14 protein-coding genes and 1 riboswitch are annotated in these 14,849 nt (G+C 39.6%); of the genes, 1 reads left to right on the top strand and 13 read right to left on the bottom strand.

The genetic code is table 11. The annotated features are described in order from the left end of the window. Positions 1–17: 17 nt before the first annotated feature. The 8 genes from thiQ to ompA all read right to left on the bottom strand — a co-directional run bounded on the left by thiQ (position 18) and on the right by ompA (position 6,958). Positions 18–647 carry a thiamine ABC transporter ATP-binding protein gene (gene thiQ / locus A9500_RS00180; RefSeq protein ID WP_065243457.1) on the bottom strand — a complete coding sequence of 210 codons (630 nt, stop codon included), beginning with the start codon at positions 645–647 and terminating at the stop codon, positions 18–20. Next, positions 640–2,244: a thiamine/thiamine pyrophosphate ABC transporter permease ThiP gene (gene thiP, locus A9500_RS00175; RefSeq protein ID WP_065243456.1), complete on the bottom strand. Its 1,605-nt coding sequence runs from the start codon at positions 2,242–2,244 to the stop codon at positions 640–642. Before thiP ends, thiQ begins: the two co-directional genes overlap by 8 nt. A gap of 5 nt (positions 2,245–2,249) precedes the next feature. Further along, positions 2,250–3,248 (bottom strand): thiamine ABC transporter substrate binding subunit, encoded by a 999-nt coding sequence (thiB, locus tag A9500_RS00170; protein WP_065243455.1) that lies wholly within the window; start codon positions 3,246–3,248, stop codon positions 2,250–2,252. A 35-nt stretch (positions 3,249–3,283) separates the two neighbouring features. After that, positions 3,284–3,376, bottom strand: a riboswitch (TPP riboswitch). Positions 3,377–3,519: 143 nt separating this feature from the next. Continuing rightward, on the bottom strand, positions 3,520–3,846 hold the full coding sequence (gene grxD / locus A9500_RS00165) for a Grx4 family monothiol glutaredoxin (protein WP_005699458.1): 327 nt from the start codon (positions 3,844–3,846) through the stop codon (positions 3,520–3,522). 75 nt (positions 3,847–3,921) lie between these two features. Beyond that, positions 3,922–4,722: a YgcG family protein gene (locus tag A9500_RS00160; RefSeq protein ID WP_065243454.1), complete on the bottom strand. Its 801-nt coding sequence runs from the start codon at positions 4,720–4,722 to the stop codon at positions 3,922–3,924. Next, positions 4,715–5,164, bottom strand: coding sequence for a TPM domain-containing protein (locus tag A9500_RS00155; RefSeq protein ID WP_014065676.1), 450 nt, complete (start codon positions 5,162–5,164; stop codon positions 4,715–4,717). The genes A9500_RS00160 and A9500_RS00155 overlap by 8 nt, the downstream gene beginning before the upstream one ends. Before the next feature lie 9 nt (positions 5,165–5,173). Continuing rightward, the gene (locus A9500_RS00150) at positions 5,174–5,755 is read right to left on the bottom strand and encodes a LemA family protein (RefSeq protein WP_049364356.1); all 582 of its coding nucleotides are present in this window, start codon (positions 5,753–5,755) and stop codon (positions 5,174–5,176) included. A gap of 102 nt (positions 5,756–5,857) precedes the next feature. Then, entirely contained in the window at positions 5,858–6,958 is a 1,101-nt protein-coding gene (gene ompA, locus A9500_RS00145; protein ID WP_065243453.1) for a porin OmpA, read from the bottom strand. 399 nt (positions 6,959–7,357) lie between these two features. On the opposite strand from ompA, the gene A9500_RS00140 reads away from it, so the two are divergent. Then, on the top strand, positions 7,358–10,435 hold the full coding sequence (locus A9500_RS00140; protein WP_065243452.1) for an FAD-binding and (Fe-S)-binding domain-containing protein: 3,078 nt from the start codon (positions 7,358–7,360) through the stop codon (positions 10,433–10,435). Positions 10,436–10,523: 88 nt separating this feature from the next. Here A9500_RS00140 and valS read toward each other — a convergent pair whose 3' ends face one another. The 5 genes from valS to A9500_RS00115 all read right to left on the bottom strand — a co-directional run bounded on the left by valS (position 10,524) and on the right by A9500_RS00115 (position 14,835). Continuing rightward, entirely contained in the window at positions 10,524–13,388 is a 2,865-nt protein-coding gene (gene valS, locus A9500_RS00135; RefSeq protein WP_065243451.1) for a valine--tRNA ligase, read from the bottom strand. A gap of 89 nt (positions 13,389–13,477) precedes the next feature. Then, on the bottom strand, positions 13,478–13,867 hold the full coding sequence (locus A9500_RS00130) for a hypothetical protein (RefSeq protein ID WP_065243450.1): 390 nt from the start codon (positions 13,865–13,867) through the stop codon (positions 13,478–13,480). 2 nt (positions 13,868–13,869) lie between these two features. Beyond that, entirely contained in the window at positions 13,870–14,187 is a 318-nt protein-coding gene (yqfB, locus tag A9500_RS00125; RefSeq protein WP_065243449.1) for a N(4)-acetylcytidine aminohydrolase, read from the bottom strand. A gap of 25 nt (positions 14,188–14,212) precedes the next feature. Continuing rightward, positions 14,213–14,530, bottom strand: coding sequence for a YceK/YidQ family lipoprotein (locus A9500_RS00120; protein WP_083180175.1), 318 nt, complete (start codon positions 14,528–14,530; stop codon positions 14,213–14,215). Beyond that, on the bottom strand, positions 14,527–14,835 hold the full coding sequence (locus A9500_RS00115; protein ID WP_065243448.1) for a hypothetical protein: 309 nt from the start codon (positions 14,833–14,835) through the stop codon (positions 14,527–14,529). Before A9500_RS00115 ends, A9500_RS00120 begins: the two co-directional genes overlap by 4 nt. Positions 14,836–14,849: the final 14 nt, after the last annotated feature.

Genomic DNA, 14,849 nt, shown 5'->3' with positions numbered 1-14,849 from the left:
AATATGATAAAAAGAGATCAGATCACTTTTCCTTGATGAATTTCAATCACTCGATCAATATGCCGTTCAATTTCTTTGGGTTGATGCGTCACCAATAACATGGTGAGCTTTTTTTCTTCACATAATTGATCCATTAAATCTTGCATCTCAATGCGTAATTTAGGATCAAGAGCTGAAAAAGGCTCATCCAATAATAAAATAGGTTTATCTCGTAGCAAACAGCGCGCTAACGCTACTCGCTGTTTTTGTCCGCCTGAAAGTGCGGTCGGTTTTCTCGTTAAAAAATCCTGTAAATTGACCGCACTTGCAGCTTGTTCTACAAGTGCTTTTTCTTCTGTATTTAAGGCTAAATTCGGTTTTAAACCTAAAGCGATATTCTCTTCTACTGAAAGATGAGTAAAGAGATTATTTTCCTGAAATAGCATAGAAACGGGGCGTTCAAAAGGTGCCGTTTTGGTATGATTCTCACCATTGAGCCAAATCTCCCCACTATCGGCATATTCAAAGCCAGCAATTAAGTTCAGCAAGGTACTTTTTCCTGCGCCACTTTCACCAATGATGGCGATTTTTTCTTGCGCTTGAATCTGTAAATCAAACACCATCGGCATGGATTGATAATTGAAGACTACATTATCTAATTTAATCATGTTGTTCCTTCTGCCCTTCAATAAACATAAATAAACCTAAACATAAGACCAATAAAATCAATGCCGTCACTGCCGCTTCTTGGCTTCGATATTGCCCGATTTGTTGATAAAGCAAATGAGGCAACGAAGTGAAGTCAGGGCTACCAAATAAAGCTATCGCCGTAAAATCGCCGAGTGATAAGGTTGTCGCGAGTGCCAAGGCATATTTCAACGGTGCTTTTAGTAGCGGATATTCAATTAAACGAAAACGCTGCCAGCCTGTAATATTCAGCGATAAACAGAGTTTTTCATAATATTGCATCGATTGATTCATTGGTGTATTGAGAATTTTGATCACAAATGGCAAGGCAGCCAAGGCGTTACAAACAGATACTACCACAAACAAATGCCCTGCCGAGAAATCAATATCTTGTAACCAAAGGAATAAGCCGACTGCTAAGACAATCGTCGGAATGGCTAAAATCATCATTCCACCTGTTAAAATCAAGTGAGCTAATTTAGGGTGATATAACCATTGCAGTTGACGGGAAAGTAACAATAAGAAGAACCCAAATAATACCGATAAAATCCCTGCGGTCGGCGCCATGGTTAATGAATAAGCAAGCGCCTTCCATAATTGTGGGTTTTGCCAATAGCCAAATAATTGGGTAGCTGACAAACCTTGAAAAACAATATTGAATAAGGGACTTAAAATAAATAAGCACACCGAGAATAAGACAAAAACATGCCCAAATTTGACCGCACTTGAAATAGGTAAAACCCATCGATAACATTGCGAAATCTGTGTTTCAGGTGCTTTAGCCCAATATTGTGAAAGTGAAAATAACGCAAAACAAAATGCAAATTGTACAAGCGCAAAAAGTGCGGCTTTGGGTAAATCAAATTCAAAGAAAATGGCTTGGTAAATGGCGACTTCTAGTGTGCTATTTTGTGGCCCGCCACCAAGTGCCAAGACAATCGTAAAACTGGTGAAACACAACATAAAAATCAGCACAAAGGCAGACACGATTTGGCTTTTCAAATAAGGCCATTCAATTAAGCGGAAAAATGTGAAACCTTTGATATTCAATTGTGCCGCAAGTTGGTGCTGTTCAGTCGGTACACTTTGCAAAGCCTGCAAACTCATTCGTGCCGCTAAAGGAATATTAAAAAATAAATGGGCAATGAGAATGCCACTTAAACCATAAATGGAGGGTTTCCACGAAATACCTAAGGCTTGCAGCAGTTGTGTTAGCCAACCGGCTGTGCCATAAATACCAATCAAACCGAAAATAGCCAGCAATGCTGGCAAAACAAACGTAAGAGAAAAAATGCGTAAAATGAGCGATTTGCCTTTGAAATCTAAATAGAAAAAAGCGCGTGCAAATAAAGTTCCAATTACGCTAGAAAGCAAGGCTGACAAGAATGCCTGCCCGACACTAAAGGCGATAACTTGATGCAAATAATCGTCTTTTAAGAAATCAGATAAGGCATAATCACTTCCGACTGAAAAAACAGCAGAAAGTGAAAATCCATAGAGCAAAACAATGAAAAAAATGACCGCACTTCCGCCCAAATAATGGCGAGGACGAAAATGCGGATGTTGCAATAAGCTCATTAATACTATTTAGATAAGGCTTTTTGCCATTGATTGATCCAGCCTTTCAGCTGCTCACTTGTTACCGTTGTGGTATCTAAAATACGCATTGATTTTGCGCGAGAATTAAGCGCATCAATATGACTTTCGATATTGGTCTCTACCACGGGTAACATGACATTATTTTTAGCAATATCCGCTTGAGCTAGCGGTGAAAGTAAGAATCCTAAAAATTCATCAGCACAGGCATTATTACGATTAGCGACTTTTGCTGCCACTTCAACTTGTAATACGCTCCCTTCTGCAAATTCCGTTGCCACATAATTGTCTTTTTGTTCAGAAAGAATATGGTAAATCGGTGAAGTATTGACGCTTAAAACCACATCCCCTTCGCCTTTTAAGAAGGCTCCATAAGACTCGGTCCAACCTTTGGTGACCGTGACCGTATGTTTAGAAAGAGTTTTCCAGGCATTTGCTACATCAGCTTCTGGATAAACCGCATTCATCCAAAGCAATAAGCCTCGTCCAATACTGCTTGTACGCGGATCTTGATATAACACTTTAAGATCTTGACGCTCAACTAATTCTTTTAAGCTCTTTGGTGGATTAGCCAGTTTATTTTTATCATAAATAAACGCATATTGCGCATAATCAAATGGTAAGAACGTGTGATTTTCCCATTTAATTGGTAAACGTAACTGGCTTAAATCCACTTTATTTGGCTCAAAAATATTGAGTTTTTGTGCATCCTCAATTTGATAACTATCTAAACCGAGCACCACATCCGCCTTAATTTTTTTACCTTCTAGACGAACACGGTTAAACAAAGTGCCATTATTGTCAAAAGCCACATAATTCAGCTTACATTGCGGGAATTGTTGTTCAAAAGCTGCTTTTACTTTTGGTCCAGCACTCCAATCAGCACTAAATGAATCATAAGTATAAACATCTAATGTTTGAGGTGCAGCTTGTGCGAAAGCGGAAAAGGTGAAAAGTGCGGTTAAAATGGGAAGCGTTTTGTTCATTATGCGTTCTCCTTATGTTTGCATAACGAAACAGCATAATGAGATGATTAGTTTCCTACGCCAGCATTATCTGTTTCAGGTTCACGGGTATTTCTCAGCCATCAGTATTGGCACCCCGACTAATGCGATGTAGTCTATCTTAAGGAAATTTAATCAACAAGTTATTTCATTTAAAAATGTTAATTCGATCACAATTTTATATCTGATTTATCATTTTTTAAGCAAAAGAAAACCTGCTAAAAGCAGGTTTATCTTGATAATCTATCGTCAATTAAGCTTGGTGTTTAGCAGCGACTTCGCTTAATAAAGTTTGAAGTTCGCCCGCTTGATACATTTCTAAAATAATATCACAACCACCAATTAACTCACCTTCTACCCATAATTGTGGAAAAGTTGGCCAGTTTGCATAAGCCGGTAATTCAGCACGAATATCTGGGTGTTGAAGAATATCAACATAGCCGAAAGGCACTTTGCAATTCATTAATGCTTCAGATGCACGCGCAGAGAAACCACAAGAAGGTAATTTTGGTGAACCTTTCATATAAATTAAGATTGGGTTTTCAGCGATTTGTTTTTTGATTTTGTCTAACGTTTCCATAATGTTCCTTGTTCAAATAAGTCTGAATAGGGCGTTATTCTAGCATAAGATAGAACCTGAGTGAAAGACTTGGTCTTACCAACTTCCACCTGCTCCACCGCCGCCGAAGCCACCGCCGCCAAAGCCGCCACCGGAAGAATCACCTCCGCCGAAGCCTCCACCAAATCCGCCTCCGAAACCAGAACCGCCACCTCGACGACGAGAAATCGCGCTTTGACGAATAATTTTATTCAGTTGGTCTCGTTGATTCGGGCTAATATAGACTTCATCTTTGTGATATTGGAATTCGCCAAATAATACAATAGCAATAAACGCCAATACCATTAAGAATGGAATATACTTATCGAACGCATCTTCTTCAACTTGTGCCGCGTCAAACTCGCCTTTACTTGCCGCAATAATTTGGTTTAAGCCGTCATTAATACCTTGCGCATATTGGCCTTGTTTAAATTGTGGCAAAATTGCCGAACGGATGACTTGCGATAAAAAAGCATCTGGCAGTACGCCTTCTAAACCTTGCCCTGTTGCGATAAAGACTTTGCGATCATCCTTCGCAATCAGCATCAACACACCATTATTCAGATTTTTACGTCCAATGCCCCATTTATCACCTAAAGCAAAGGTATAATCCGCAATTTCATATTCACCGGTTGTAGGAACCAAAACGACGGCGATTTGTGAACTCGTTTCTTTGCTATAAGCAATCAGTTTATTTTCTAAAATTTGCTTATGCTCTGCAGAAAGTGTGTTGGTGTAATCGTTAATATAATGGAAAGGATTTGGTGCAGGCGGAAACTCTGCCGCAGCAACCACTTGAACAAAAAAAACAAGGCTAAAAATAACCGCACTTTTCATAAAAGATAAAAGCTTAGCCATTAATAATTACCTCATTAGATAATTCATTCACGTCATCAGGCTGAATAGGGAAATGGCGAGATAAAATATCACTGATACGATCAATCGCATCCACAATGCCTTGTGTATAAGCTTTTTGTTTAAACTGCTCAATCATTAAATCACATTGTAACTGCCAATAAGCCACATCAACAAATTGATGGATTCCTTTATCACCTACGATTGCACAAAGATGATTTTTATATCCCACATAAATCAACACGGCATTTTGTGCCGCTGTTTTATGCATTTCCAGTTCATCAAACACTTCTAAAGCTCGTTCCATTGCAGACAGCTGTGCTGAAGCCTTTGGTACTTTACGTTCAATATAAACACGTAATTCAGCCGAACTTAAGCTTTCGAGGCGACTAATCGCCGCCTCGATTTGCTTTTTATCTACCGGAATTCTGGAAAAGAATGGCATAGATAAACCTTAGTTAAAGTTTACAGTTGGTGCATTTTCAGCGCCTGCAGCTGATTTAAAGTAAGGTTTAGCTTTAAAACCAAAAATCATTGCCGCTAATTTAGTTGGGAATTGACGTACTTTTTCATTATAGATACGTGCAGCTTCATTAAATTTATTACGAGCCACATTGATACGGTTTTCTGTACCTTCAAGTTGCGCTTGTAAGTTCATAAAACCTTCATTCGCTTTTAATTGTGGGTATTGTTCTACTGTAACAAGTAAGCGAGATAATGCTGAACCCACTTGATTTTGGTTTTGTTGGAATTCGTTTAATTGTTCTTCCGTTAAATTAGACGGATCAATTTTAGTTTGTGTCGCTTTTGCGCGAGCTTCGATTACATTGGTTAATGTCTGTTGTTCAAAATTAGCTTGACCTTTTACAGTATTCACTAAGTTTGGAATTAAATCAGCACGACGTTGATAAGATGATTCAACATTTGCCCAAACAGAATCAATTTCAGTTTCTGCTTTTACTAAGCCATTGTAGCTAGACATTAAGCCAAAACCTGCAGCAACGGCGATAATAATCAAGATAATCCACTTTTTCATTCAAAAATTCCTTCAATTTATAGGTTTAATTTATATAAGAAAAGACCTAAACCGAAGTTTAGGTCTTCTAATGCCAATCCGTTAATGGATAACTAAATAAAATTATTTAGTACCGTTAACTGCGATTTCAACACGACGGTCTGGCGCTAAACAAGCGATAAGTGCTTTACGACCTTTAACCGCGTCACAAGTAGAACCTGTAACTGGGTTAGCTTTACCGTGACCAACTGCAGAAATGTTTTGAGCTGGAACACCTTTAGCTACTAAGTAGTTAGCTACAGAGTCTGCACGACGTTGTGATAATTTAACGTTTGGTTCATCTTTACCGATACGGTCTGTATAACCCGCAACTGCTACGTTAGCGTTGTTGATTTGAACGATTTCACCGTAGATACCGTCTAAAGTTGCTTGAGCTTGTGGTTTTAAGTTAGCTTTACCGAACGCGAAAGTTACATCAGAGCTTAAGTTGAAAGTTTTGCTTACAACTTCAGGTGCAACAACTGGAGCAGCACCTTGACCGAAACGGTAAGATAAACCAGCGTTGATAGAACCGATCCATGGGTTGTAGTCTACAGAACTGTTCTCAGTAGCACCGGTACGTAATTTACCTACGCGAGCTAACCATTGATATTCAAGACGTAATGCTAACTCTGGTAAAGATGGTAACGCATACTCGAAACCTGCTGCGAATACTGGAGAAACACGTAAGCTGTGTTCACCTGCACCACGAACGCGAGCGCCTGTTGAGTTGTATACTTTATAGTCTGAACGAACTAAAGCTGCACCAGCACGACCGTAGAAGTCTAAACCTTCTAAAGCAGAAGTTAAACCGCCAAGGTTGTAGCTACCTTTAACGCTTAAGTGTGCACCATGGTTGGTGTGTTTGCGTGCTACTTTACCAGCATCTTTAAATTTAACACGACCGAAATCGTCGTAACCTAATTCAACCGCTAAACCTAAGTTGTCACGATTTAAGATTTGGTAACCACCGAATACACCGTAAGTGAAAGAATTACGGTTGTAACCAGTACCAAAACCTAAGCTACGAGGGTTAGTAGCATCAGTATTAGCTTTGATACCATCATGGAAAGATGCTTGACCAGCTTTAACACCTGCATAGAAAGTGTTTTCTTGTGGAGCTGCTTGAGCTACAGAAGCTGCTGCTAAACCAGCAACAACTAATGCGATTGCAGTTTTTTTCATTTTGATGTCCTCTATTTAGTCATCGTTATTAATAAGAAAAGTTTCCTTGTCTATCGTGAACTTTACAAAAAAGAAACACTCTAAACATTGCTTAACTAGGGTTTTGAATTTGCCCTAACTTATCCTTTTGACAAATTCAATTCCTTTGCCATAGCCAAAGGAACGTTCAAAAGTATGGTTATTATCCTATAAAAACACCAAAGATCAAACTTTTTTTGCCCCTTTTGGTTGTTTTATAGACAAACCACCCAAAAAATGAACGTTCATTCACAAAAAACAGGGTAATTTTTAACCCGTTTTCTATTCTAACAAAAAATATCTTTTGTTGAAATCGACTTTTTTTTGAGCTTCATATATCATCAAATTCACTTTCTTCTCTATTTATGTGTGAGTGATTTTATGTTGCCCCGTCTTTCTAATGTGCCACAACTTAATAATGTGGTAAGTGATTATCTTAGCGAGCTCCAAAAACAGCATTTTGAAGGTGATATTGCCTCAAATTATGCCGACCGTTTAAGTCTCTCTACGGATAACAGCGTCTATCAGCAACTTCCACAAGCTATTTTATTCCCTAAATCTGTTGCTGATGTGGTACGTATCACTAAATTAGCGAATAAAGAGAAATACCTTCACTTGACCTTTACACCTCGCGGTGGTGGCACGGGCACTAATGGACAATCTATTAATAACAATATTATTGTGGATCTCTCTCGCCACATGACAGGCATTTTAGAGCTTAATATAGAAGAACGTTGGGTTCGCGTACAAGCAGGCGTAGTAAAAGACCAACTAAACCAATTTTTAAAACCTCACGGCTTATTCTTTGCGCCAGAACTCTCTACCAGTAATCGAGCAACCCTCGGTGGCATGATTAATACCGATGCTTCCGGTCAAGGTTCATTACAATATGGTAAAACCTCCGATCACGTTTTAGCATTACGTTCTGTTTTGATGAATGGTGAAATATTAGATACAAGTGCGGTCAAATCTGACGATGTTTTAGAAAACTACCCGCTTACAGAAAATGGAAAAACACTACATCAAACGATTTTCCAACGTTGTAAAGAAAAGCGCGCCTCAATCATTCAAGATTTACCACAACTCAATCGCTTTCTCACTGGTTACGATCTTAAGAATGTCTTTAATAACGATGAAAGTGAATTTAATCTCACCCGAATTTTAACGGGATCAGAAGGTTCACTTGCGTTTATCTGCGAAGCTAAACTCAATTTATTGCCTATTCCTAAATATCGTACCTTAATTAATGTGAAGTACAGCTCATTTGATGCAGCCCTTCGCAATGCGCCTTTTATGGTGAAAGCCAATGCCCTTTCAGTTGAAACCGTCGATTCCAAAGTGCTGAACCTTGCTAAGCAAGATATTATTTGGCATTCAGTGAAAGAACTTTTAACAGAAGAAGAACAAAATCCAATTCTTGGTTTAAACATTGTTGAATATGCGGGCAACAATCAAGCTAAAATCGACAGCCAAGTGACCGCACTTTGTCAGCAATTAGATGAAAAAATTGCACAAGGCAAAGATCATATTATCGGCTACCAACTTTGTTCTGACTTGCCTTCTATTGAACGTATTTACGCCATGCGTAAAAAAGCGGTGGGGCTATTGGGGAATGCGAAAGGTGCTGCCAAACCGATTCCTTTTGTGGAAGATACCTGTGTGCCACCAGAACATCTTGCGGATTACATTGCAGAATTTAGAGCCTTATTAGATAGTCATAATCTGCAATATGGGATGTTTGGTCATGTGGATGCTGGCGTATTACACGTTCGCCCGGCTTTGGACTTATGCGATAAAGACCAAATAAAACTCTTTAAACTAATTTCAGATGAAGTAGCTGAACTCACAGTGAAATACGGCGGTTTGCTATGGGGGGAACACGGTAAAGGGGTACGCTCTCATTATGGCGAGAAATTCTTTACTCCCGAACTTTGGCAAGAGTTACGTTATGTGAAATTTTTATTTGATCCAAACAATCGTCTCAATCCAGGTAAAATCTGTACGCCACTTAATAGCAATGCTGAACTCTATTCTATTCTCTCGCCAATGCGTGCGGACAATGATCGCCAAATCCCAATTCAAATGCGAGATGAATTCAAAGGTGCGATGAATTGTAACGGTAACGGACTTTGCTTTAACTTTGATGAGCACAGCATTATGTGTCCTTCCATGAAAGTGAGTAAAAACCGCGTATTCTCGCCAAAAGGACGAGCCGCTATGGTGCGTGAGTGGCTGCGATTGATGGCGAATGAAAACGTATCGCCTGATCAATTAGATTTTCATAAAACACAAGTGAAACTGACCGCACTTGTGGAACGTTTCCGCAATAGCGTGCAGAAATGGCGTGGTGAATATGACTTCTCACATGAAGTAAAAGCAGCAATGGATACTTGTCTGGCTTGTAAAGCCTGTGCAAGCCAATGCCCGATTAAAATTGACGTACCAAGTTTCCGTGCGAAATTTTTCCATTTCTACCACAGTCGTTATTTGCGCCCAGCCAAAGATCATATTGTGGCGAATTTAGAAGTTGCTGCACCTTATATGGCGAAACAACCGGCATTATTCAATTATTTCACCAAACTGAAAGTTACTCAAAGCTTGGTTGAAAAAACGCTTGGCATGACTGATTTGCCTCTCCTTTCTGAGCCAAACCTTCAACAACAATTAGTGGAAATTGGCTACCAAGACAAAAAATTAGAAGAGTTGGAAGGTCTCAGTGCAACAGAAAAAGCCAATATGCTCTTTATCGTACAAGATCCTTATACCTCTTATTACGATGCTAAAGTGGTGCGAGACTTTGTCGCTCTCACACAAAAATTAGGATTCTCACCAATCCTTCTGCCTTTCAAACCCAATGGCAAAGCCATGCATATTAAAGGTTTTTTAGCTCGCTTTAGTAAAACCGCGAAAACACAAGCGGAGTTTTTAAATCGCGTCGCCAAATTAAATGTGCCTTTAGTCGGAGTTGATTCCGCTATTGTGCTTTCTTATCGAGATGAATATAAAGAGGCCTTAGGTGATTCTCGCGGTGATTTCCATGTACTCACAGCTCATGAATGGCTGACCAATCAATTAGAAAGTACCACATTACAAAGTGCAGTGAAAAATATTGCAAAATCTGACCGCACTTTTGAGTGGCATTTATTCCCTCATTGTACTGAATCCACCTTTATGCCAAACAGCCCGAAAGAATGGCAGTATATTTTTGCGCAATTTGGACAAACCTTGAAGGTAGAAAAAGTCGGCTGCTGTGGTATGGCGGGTGTATTTGGTCATGAGGTTCGAAATCAAACCATGTCGAAAGATATTTACGACGTATCTTGGGGCAAAAAATTACAAGGTAAAGATCCGAATCATTGTCTCGCAACCGGCTATTCCTGCCGTAGCCAAGTGAAGCGATATGAAAAAGCCATCTTGAAACACCCTGTGCAAGCATTGCTTGAAGTATTGAATAACTAGAATAGATTTTCTACTTACAACAAATATCGTAAAAAATAAAAAAGCGGTCAGACTTTAAATCTGACCGCTTTTTTACTTCGTTTTAAAACTACAACGCTTCAATCGCTTTATACTGTTCTTGGATTTTTTCTAAACCAGATTGGTATTCCGCTTGTTTTTCGCGTTCTTTCGCAATTACTGCTTCAGGCGCTTTAGCCACAAAAGCTTCATTACTAAGTTTATTCTCGATACGTTTAACTTCATTTTGATATTTTTCAATCTCTTTAGTTAAACGCGCAAGCTCAGCTTCTTTATTAATAAAGCCAGCCATTGGTACGAGCAATTCCGCATTGCCGACGAGTTTTGCTACCGCAAGTGGTGCGGTTTCGTTTGCGGCTAATACTTGAACATTGTCTAATTTCGCCATGGCTTTTAAAAGAGCGCTCTGTTTTTCGAGAATTTTTGCGTTTTCTGCACTTAAATTACGGAATAACAGATCTAAGCCTTTGCTTGGTGCGATGTTGCTTTCTGCACGAATATTCCGCACCGCAACGATCACTTCTTTTAACCACTCAATTTCTGTTTCTGCTTCTGGATCAAAGCCGTTATCTTCCACTTGTGGGAAAGGTTGTAGCATAATGCTGTCAGCTGTAATGCCCACAAATCCTTTCACTTTTTGCCAAATTTCTTCGGTAATAAATGGAATCAGTGGATGTGCTAAACGTAATAATTTTTCTAACACGTGAACCAAAGTTTGACTTGCCGCACGGATTTGTGCTGCATTGCCGTTTGCAAATACTGGTTTAGTTAATTCTAAATACCAGTCACAGAATTGGTTCCAAGTGAATTCATAAATCGCATTGGCACAAAGGTCAAAACGATATTGGCTTAATGAATTACGGAAAGTCTCCACTGTGCGGTTGAATTCTGATTGAATCCAACGATCCGCTAATGAGAATTCGATCTCACCTTCGCTTAAATCTAATTTTTCATTTGTTAAGACGAAACGGCTTGCATTCCACAATTTATTACAGAAGTTGCGGTAGCCTTCTAAACGTTTCATATCCCAGTTGATGTCACGACCGTTTGAAGCCAATGCCGCTAATGTGAAACGTAATGCGTCTGTACCGTGAGCCGCAATACCTTCAGCAAATTCTTTGCGCGTTGCTTTAGCAATTTTCTCGGCTAATTGCGGCTGCATCATGTTGCCGGTACGTTTTTCAAGTAAATCCTCAAGGCTGATACCGTCAATCATATCGATTGGGTCAAGCACATTACCTTTCGATTTCGACATTTTTTGTCCGTTTTCATCACGGATCAAGCCTGTTACGTACACGGTTTTGAATGGTACTTGTGGTTTGCCGTTTTCATCTTTCACGAAGTGCATCGTGAACATAATCATACGCGCAACCCAGAAGAAGATGATATCGAAGCCCGTGATTAACACATCCGTTGGGTGGAACATTTTGAGTTCTTTAGTTTGCTCTGGCCAGCCTAAAGTTGAGAATGTCCATAAGCCTGATGAGAACCACGTGTCTAACACGTCTTCATCTTGTTTGAGTTCAACCGCAGAATCTAAGTTGTATTTTGACCGCACTTCTTCTTCGTTACGCGCAACATACACATTGCCTTCCGCGTCATACCACGCCGGAATGCGGTGCCCCCACCAAAGTTGGCGAGAGATACACCAATCTTGAATATCACGCATCCAAGAGAAATAAAGGTTTTCGTATTGTTTCGGCACGAATTGGATTTCGCCGTCTTCCACCGCTTTAATTGCCACATCGGCAAGCGGTTTCACGCTCACATACCATTGGTCAGTTAGCATCGGCTCAATCGGCACGCCACCACGGTCGCCATAAGGCACTTTGAGATCGTGCGGTTTAATTTCGTCTAATAAACCAAGCGCTTCAAAATCTGCCACGATTTTCTTACGAGCAGCAAAACGCTCTAAGCCACGGTAATCTTCAGGAATAGTCGCTTCATAGCCTGCAAGTGGTTTGCCATCAGTACCGATAATTTCTGCTTCATCACGAATATCTGCATTTAAGGTTAATACGTTAACCATCGGCAAGCTGTGACGTTTACCGACTTCGTAGTCGTTAAAGTCGTGCGCAGGGGTAATTTTCACTACACCAGTACCGAATTCACGATCCACATATTCATCGGCAATAATCGGAATTTCACGGTTTGCCAATGGCAGAACGACCGTTTTACCGATTAAAGATTGATAACGCTCATCTTCAGGATGCACCGCAACCGCTGTATCGCCCAACATGGTTTCTGGACGCGTGGTTGCCACCACTAAATAATCCTTACCATCTGCCGTTTTCGCGCCATTTGCTAACGGATAGCGGAAATGCCAAAGCGAACCTTTGCTCTCTTTGTTTTCCACTTCTAAATCAGAAATCGCGGTGTGAAGTTTTGGATCCCAGTTTACTAAGCGTTTACCACGGTAAATCAAGCCTTCTTCGTACAAACGAACAAACACTTCTTTTACTGCATTCGATAAACCATCGTCCATCGTGAAACGCTCACGTTCCCAGTCGATTGAGTTACCTAAACGACGCATTTGTTGGCTGATTGTGCCGCCTGAATAGGCTTTCCAATCCCAAATTTTATTGATAAATGCTTCACGACCATAATCGTGGCGAGTTTTGCCTTCTTCTGCGGCAATTTTACGCTCTACTACCATTTGGGTTGCGATACCCGCATGGTCTGTCCCCGCTTGCCATAAGGTGTTATGTCCTTCCATACGGTTAAAACGGATCAAGGTATCCATTAAGGTTTGTTGGAAAGCATGCCCCATGTGTAAAGAGCCGGTTACATTCGGTGGCGGAATCGCAATACAATAGCTTGGCGCGTTTTCATTTTCAGACGGTTTAAAATAACCGCTCTCTTCCCAATGTTGATAAAGGGCTTGTTCTACCGCAGACGGATTAAAACGGTCTGCCATTTCGAATTTTTGTGTCATTGTTGTTCTCTTTTTGTAGGGTGGGCTTTTAGCCCACTGTTTAAATTGAAGTGGTAGGCTAAGACCTACCCTACATTATTAAAATTAAACTAAGAAAAGTTTAACCAACTTAATTCACTTATATTGATTTCTAAGTCTTTTAATAATTTATTTGTTTCAATATATTTGAATGGATTTCTTTGATTATTAGTTATTTTTTGCCATGCATTTGGAATATTAATTTTCGCATAGGAACTAAACTCCAAACATTTACGATTACTATCAATAGCTTTACCAACTATTCCCGTAAGCTTGCAAACCATAATTGCAGTTCCCTGCTCGACATCGTGAGTAGCCCACTCTTGAGTTAAACAACGAGTTATCACAGCATATTCTAAATTTTCAGCTCTCTCTTGATTAACACACCACCAACCAATGCCGCCATCTTCTTTCATTTCTTTTAAGCTTTTTCCACCAAAAATTAAAATTGATTCGCTCATTTTTACTCACCTACAAATTTTAATATAAATTCAATAATGTAAAACTGTTCTTCACTCGGATAAATCCCCCGAATCACCTTTTTCAACTCTTCCAACCCCATATTTTCCTGCTTCGCATGTTGTTCCGTCAGCTTGTCAAGAGTAATCGGCGACACGCTTAACACTTTAATGGTACAGAAATATTGATTATCCTCAAACCGCCCCACTCGCAGAATATCGCCCGGTTTGAAATGGCTTTCGGATTTATCTCGAATGGTAATGGTTTTACGCCCAGCGAGAATATCAGCTTCGAAGCGTTGATAAAAGGTAATATCGTTCATAAAGTGCGGTCACAAAAAATTTAATTTACTTCTTATCTAGCCAAGGATATTTATTATTTGGATCGCCATATTGCCCACATGATTTTCTTGCTTCATCATCTGATAGATAGTAACGAGGAATATTGATCGGTAACAATGCGGTATCAGCTACAACAGATAAAGGCCAATCGATAAAATATAATGGTCTGGTCATATGCTTAAAGCCAACACCATCGTAAAAATTACCAGCTACCATATTGTAATCGTATCGAGTTCCAATATAAGGGCAAGGATCTTTCAGTGTCGTTAAAGTTCCACATCCATAGAGAAACATACTTAATAATATAAAAACGATTTTTTTCATTTTCTTCGCGCCTTATGCTCTTCATCAGATTCAGTATAGTAACGAATAATATCGTGATATTTATCTTCTTTAATTTGGCTTAAATCAAAAGGCTTGTCATCATTCTCTTGTTGCACTTTATTTTTAAAACGTGAATTCAACATTACACCCAAAATAACAAAAACAATAAATGCAACAATGGTATAACCTATTCCAACACCAAGACAGCCTAGACCGCCTGGCCCCATACCAGCATCCATACAAGCAAAACTCATTAAAAAAGGAAAAGAAATAAATGCTAATATGGCTGACAATACAATAATCATAAGAAACACTCTTG

This window comes from Haemophilus sp. CCUG 60358 (genome assembly GCF_001679485.1).
Lineage (GTDB): Bacteria > Pseudomonadota > Gammaproteobacteria > Enterobacterales > Pasteurellaceae > Haemophilus_D.
The sequence above is the reverse complement of the archived record's forward strand: the minus strand, read 5'-3'. Positions and strand labels throughout refer to the sequence as shown.